This is a genomic window from Luteibacter sp. (genome assembly GCF_036500425.1).
Classification (GTDB): Bacteria; Pseudomonadota; Gammaproteobacteria; order Xanthomonadales; family Rhodanobacteraceae; genus Luteibacter.
Window position 1 is genome coordinate 25,561 of record NZ_DASYCB010000074.1, and the last position, 5,707, is coordinate 31,267.

3 protein-coding genes are annotated in these 5,707 nt (G+C 61.7%); 2 read left to right on the forward strand and 1 reads right to left on the reverse strand.

The window, feature by feature from the left end; translation table 11 throughout:
- Positions 1–71: 71 nt before the first annotated feature.
- Entirely contained in the window at positions 72–839 is a 768-nt protein-coding gene (locus tag VGN46_RS17970; protein WP_331645752.1) for a MipA/OmpV family protein, read from the reverse strand.
- A 143-nt stretch (positions 840–982) separates the two neighbouring features.
- Between VGN46_RS17970 and VGN46_RS17975 the strand changes: the two genes are divergently transcribed.
- Positions 983–1,936: a quinone oxidoreductase gene (locus VGN46_RS17975; protein ID WP_331645753.1), complete on the forward strand. Its 954-nt coding sequence runs from the start codon at positions 983–985 to the stop codon at positions 1,934–1,936.
- Between the two features lie 548 nt (positions 1,937–2,484).
- The gene (fabD, locus tag VGN46_RS17980; protein WP_331645852.1) at positions 2,485–5,679 is read left to right on the forward strand and encodes an ACP S-malonyltransferase; all 3,195 of its coding nucleotides are present in this window, start codon (positions 2,485–2,487) and stop codon (positions 5,677–5,679) included.
- The last annotated feature ends 28 nt before the right edge of the window (positions 5,680–5,707 follow it).

Genomic DNA, 5,707 nt, shown 5'->3' on the forward strand with positions numbered 1-5,707 from the left:
GCGTGAGAGCCTACGATTATCCTGAGAATGCGAATGATTCGCAAATGGTTGCGAAGGGCAGTCGCCTTGGATCAGAACGTGTACAGCAACGCCACGGAATAGCCGACGGTCGTGCTCCCGCGGACCATCGGGCTGTCGGCGATCGCATCAGCAAGGCGGCTGTAGCGGATGTTACCGACCGCCGACCAACGGCTGCCGAGTCGAATCATCGCGGATGCGCCGGCATACGGCGCCGTTGAAGATCCGCTGCGATATTCGGGCAGGCCGCTGCGCTGCGCCTCTTTCGCCGTGATGCCATAGTAATAGTCGTTGAGGGCGCTGCTGGTGTAGGCCACGCCCACCATGGGCGTAATGACCACGGCTTTTCCGAAGGGCATAGCATAAGAGTAGTTGGCGTCGAAGGCGTGGCCGCCACCATGGCCTGTGACTTCCTTTTGCGTTGCGAGCGCGAGCCGTCCCCATGTGCCCCGGGTCTGCCATTGCAAGCCTATCTGGGCCGAGATGTCACGGTTATTTAGCTGCTTCAGCTGCGGATCACGGCTGTCCTTGTGTTGGAAGCGATTGCCAATGGGCGAGAGTGCCACGGCAAGTTCGCTCGACGAAGAGTTCCACAGGCGGGCGCCAAAGCTGGGGCCACGCAGAAAGAAGCGCTGGCCTTCGTAGCTAGCCATGGGCAGCGGCAATGCTTTGTTGTCGTACGCCCGGTAAGGGCTGGGGACCCAGGCCACGCCCATGCCAAGGCTGAGTTTTCCCTGCTCGCTACGCTCCTGGGCTTGCACGGCGGCGCCAGAGGCTATGGCTAATGCAGTGATGCCACAGAGCGCGAGTTTATTTGCCATCGACGGAGCCGCCTTCGCTATGAATGGGCTGCATGGTCGCCGGTCAACATTGCCTCAACATTGCCTCGCCGGGGCCTGCGGTGAGGCCATGTTGAGGGTGGGATATCATGTGTCGTCTGTTTACCGCATTTCCAGGTGTCCCCATGAAGGCTCTTATTTTCCGCCAGTTTGGTACTGCTGACGTGCTTCAGTGGGAGGACATCGCCGACCCGGTGACCGCGCCGGGGCAGGTCCTGGTCCGCATGCACGCCGTTGGACTGAACTTCGCCGATGTGTACCGCCGCAATGGCACCTATCACCTTGCCGGTGAGGCACCGTGGATCCTCGGGTACGAAGGCGCAGGTGAAATCGTGTCCGAAAACGGTCCGTTCCCGAAGGGGACGCGCATCGGGTTCGCCGACATGCCGTTCGCTAACGCCGAACGGGTGGCGGTCGACGTGGACAAACTCATTCCGCTTCCCGATGGCATCACGTACGAAACGGCCGCAGCTGTGCTGCTCCAGGGGCTGACCGCTCAGTACCTGGTTACCGATAGCTCACAACCGATGAAGGGGCAGGTCGCACTTGTCCATGCCGCGGCGGGCGGTGTGGGGCTCTTGCTGGTCCAGATGCTGCGGGCGAAGGGTGTCCGTGTCATCGGAATCGCATCGTCTGACGCCAAGCGCGAGGCCGCCCGCCATGCCGGTGCCGATGTGGTTCTCGGATACGAGCATCTGGTGAAACGCGTGCACGAGGCGACGGAGGGCAAGGGTGTACATGTAGCCTACGATTCGGTCGGCCGCACGTTGGGCGAGAGCCTTGCCGCGACGCGGACTGGCGGTACCGTCGTGTTCTACGGCATGGCGGCGGGCGATCCGGACTTCGTGGATCCCAGGGCCTTGATGGATCGCTCGTTAACGCTGACGGGCGGTGACCTGTGGAATGTCCTGACCAGTGCGCAGATCCGAAGGGAACGCGCTACGGCATTGTTCGATCAGATTCGTACCGGGACGCTTCACCCGACGATTGCCGCGACGTATGCATTGCGCGATGGCGCGAGCGCACATGCGTTCCTCGAGGGTCGCGCCTCGATAGGAAAGGTCGTACTTACCGTCTAGCTTTTTCTTCGGCGACGAAGGCGCGCGAAGAATGCCTAAGAAAAATTCAGAGAAACCACGCACGTTGAATAACGCGCGTGGATCCAGTGCTGTGTAATTTCGGCAGATCTTTCCAGCGGCGTGCCGTAACCGTATGGCACTGAATCGTGTCACACGATGCAAATTGCAGCGTATTCGCTGTCGTTGCGTGCAAATACGTGCCGCATCGATGTGAAATCGCAAGAAATTGCGCGTTGCAAAGCCTGTCACATTCTTCGAAGAATCTAGAACAGCGATAGGCGACGCATCTGTGTCGTTATTCGTAAGCGTTGACGAAATCAAATCACATGTAGGTTTTGAAGACCGGGGGGTTTCATAGCGTTTCTATCGACCTGTCGAAGGTCGCTTGCGTGCCTCTGAGGGGAGGGGAGTTGGCTGCTCGCTCAGCCGCGAATTGGGTGCTCGTCCAGCCGCTCGCATAGAACGGCAGGGGTACGTGTGCCTGTATGGATGCGTCGTTCGTGAAAACCGTACTTCTCTTTGCAGGGCAGGGATCCCATCACTTCCAGATGGGAAGGGAGTTGTTTGACGGCGAGGCGGGCTTTCGCCTCCGCATGCAAGAAGCCGATCGTATCTTTCGCCAACGCTGCGGCGAGTCGGTGCTCGATGTGCTTTATGCGGATCGCCGCACGCGCGACGTTCCGTTTGATCGATTGCTGCACAGCCACGCCGCCATTTTCATGGTGGAGCACGCGCTTGCGCTCTTGCTGCGTGAGCGCGGCGTACACGTGGACCTGGTCCTTGGGGCGAGCCTCGGTGCGTTTGCCGCGGCCGCGTACGCGGATTGGCTCGACATGGAAACCGCTTTGCTCGCCGTGATCGAGCAGGCGCTCGCCGTGGAGGCCAACGTGGAGCCCGGCGGCATGATCGCGGTGATGGGCGATCCAGCGGCCTACCTTGATGCGGAGATGCTTGAGGTCGGCGAACTGGCAGCAAGCAACTTTGCCACGCACGCTGTGCTAGCCATGCCGGGACGAAACATCGGCATCGTCGAGGCGCGACTGCAGCGTCTCGGCCTTGTGTTTCAGCGATTACCCGTCGCCTTTCCTTTTCATACGCGCTGGATCGATCCTGCCCGGGCATCTTATGAGGCCTTTCTGCGCACGCTTGCCCCACGCCAGGGCCAGCTGCCGGTGGTCTGTGCTGCCTCGGCGGACTTGATGGACGTTGCGCCCCCCGGTCATTTCTGGTCGGTCGTGCGTCAACCGATTCGCTTGCCGCAGGCGATCGCACGTATCGAATCGGGCGGCCCGCATCGTTACATCGACGCCAGCCCAGGCGGCACGATGGCGACCTTCCTGAAGCATGGCTTGCCTGCGGGTTCGACATCCCAGGTGCACGCCGTGATGTCGCCTTTCGGTGGCGATGTGGCAAGGCTCGACGCGTTGTGCCCGAAAACCGCACCCAACCCGCGTTTACCGGAGCTACCCAAAATGAAGGCAGTCATCTTTCCCGGCCAGGGCTCGCAGTTCAGGGGCATGGGTAAGGAGCTTTTTCCGCTGTTTCCCGACAAGGTCAAGAGCGCTTCCGAGATCCTGGGATACTCCGTGGAGGACCTTTGCCTGAATGACGCGCAAGGGTTGCTCTCGCAAACCCGTTACACCCAGCCCGCGCTCTACGTGGTCAATGCGCTGCATTACTACCGTCAGCAGCAATCGGGCGAGGACACAGGCGCCACGTTCTTCGCCGGACATAGCCTTGGCGAATACAACGCCCTGCTTGCCGCGGGCGTGTTCTCTTTCGAAACCGGCCTGCGCCTGGTGCAGAAGCGTGGCGAACTCATGGGTAACGCCGGCGGTGGTGGCATGGCAGCGGTGTTGGGTACGTCGGCGAGCGCCATCCGCGGCATGCTCGATGAACACCGCCTCGATGGGATCGATATCGCGAACCTCAACACGCCCACGCAGACGGTGATCGCAGGCGACCATGAAGCGCTCGACGCGGCGGCCAGGCTCTTCGCCGACATGAACCTGCGTTGCGTACGTCTGAATGTGAGTGCGCCGTTCCATTCACGCCACATGCAACCGGTACAGGCGGAGTTCGCGGAATTCCTCCGCCAATTCTCCTTCGAACGCCCTACCGCGGCGGTGATAGCCAACGCCACGGCGCGCCCCTACGACGGTGACCGCATCGCCGAGACGCTGGCTTCGCAGATCGCGACGCCCGTGCACTGGGTGGACTCTATCCGGTATGTGATGGGCAAGGGTGACATCGAGTTCCAGGAGGTCGGCGCGACCATCCTTTCGAAGATGGTGAGCGAGATCCGCAACGCGCAAGCACCGATGGTCGACACAGTGGACGACCGGCCGGCCGACGCCGACGAGGCGGCGCGCGGCGATGCATCGTCGATCACGCCGGAGTCACTTGGCAGCGCTGTGTTCAAGCGCCGCTACGGCGTGCGCTACGCCTATATGACCGGTGCCATGTATCGGGGCGTGGCATCCGCCGACCTGGTCATCCGCATGGGCAAGGCCGGCTTCCTCTCGTTCTTCGGCGCGGGTGGGCTATCAACGGCCAGGATCGAAACCAACCTCTCGCGTATTCGTGCTGAGTTGTCAGGCGATCAGCCTTTCGGCATGAACCTGTTGGCGAATTACGAGTATCCCGAACAGGAAGAGGCCGTTGTCGACCTGTACCTGCGCCATGGCGTGAAGAACGTCGAAGCCGCCGCGTTCATGCAGATGACGCCCGCACTGGTTCGCTTTCGCCTGCAGGGATTGCGCCGGAACGAGGAGGGCGCGCTCGTCTGCGAGCACCGGATCGTCGCCAAGATTTCGCGGCCGGAAGTGGCCCAGGCCTTCATGAGCCCGCCACCGGCTGCCATCGTCGAGCGCTTGCGCGAGCGCGGCCTGGTCACCGCACAGCAAGCGGAATGGGCACGGGGCATTCCGATGAGCCATGACATTTGCGTGGAAGCGGATTCGGGTGGGCACACCGATGGAGGGATCGTCGCCGTCATGCTGCCGCCGTTGATGCGCCTGCGTGACCGGATGCAGGCCACCCACGCCTATGCGGAACCGATCTGCATGGGCCTCGCCGGCGGTATCGGTGGACCCGAGGCGGCGGCCGCGGCATTCCTTCTGGGTGCGGATTTCATCGTCACGGGGTCGATCAACCAATGCACCGTGGAGTCGGGCATGAGCGCTGACGGCAAGGCACTGCTACAGGAAATGGACATCCAGGATACCGAGTATGCCCCGGCGGGTGACATGTTCGAGATCGGAGCCAACGTGCAGGTGCTGAAGAAATCGGTGTTCTTCCCGGCGCGCGCGAACAAACTGCTGTCGTTGTATCGCCACCATGAAAGCCTCGATGACATCCCCGAGCGTACGCGCCGCCAGCTGGAGACGACCTTCTTCAAGAAGAGCTTCGCCGAGATCTGGGACGACACGCAGCGTTACTTCCGTTCGGCCGGTATGGAGCACGAAATCCTCAAGGCCGAAGCCAATCCGAAGCACCGCATGGCGCTCACCTTTCGTTGGTACTTCGCTTACTGCACGCGCATCGCCATCGAAGGCAAGGGCGAGGATCGCGTGAACTACCAGATACAGACGGGGCCTGCGCTCGGCTCGTTCAACCAGTGGGTGAAAGGCACGCCGCTCGAGCCGTGGACCGCGCGGCATGTGGACGATATCGCCCACCGGATCATGGTGGCCGCCGCAGATCACCTGACGCAATCGTTTGCACGACTTCGCCGCGCTTAAGCACCGCACACACAGGGCAGATACCAGT

Coding starts and splice junctions, on each gene's coding strand:
- VGN46_RS17970 (WP_331645752.1), bottom strand. CDS start 839: ATGGCAAATAAACTCGCGCTCTGTGGCATCACTGCATTAGCCATAGCC.
- VGN46_RS17975 (WP_331645753.1), top strand. CDS start 983: ATGAAGGCTCTTATTTTCCGCCAGTTTGGTACTGCTGACGTGCTTCAG.
- fabD (WP_331645852.1), top strand. CDS start 2,485: ATGGGAAGGGAGTTGTTTGACGGCGAGGCGGGCTTTCGCCTCCGCATG.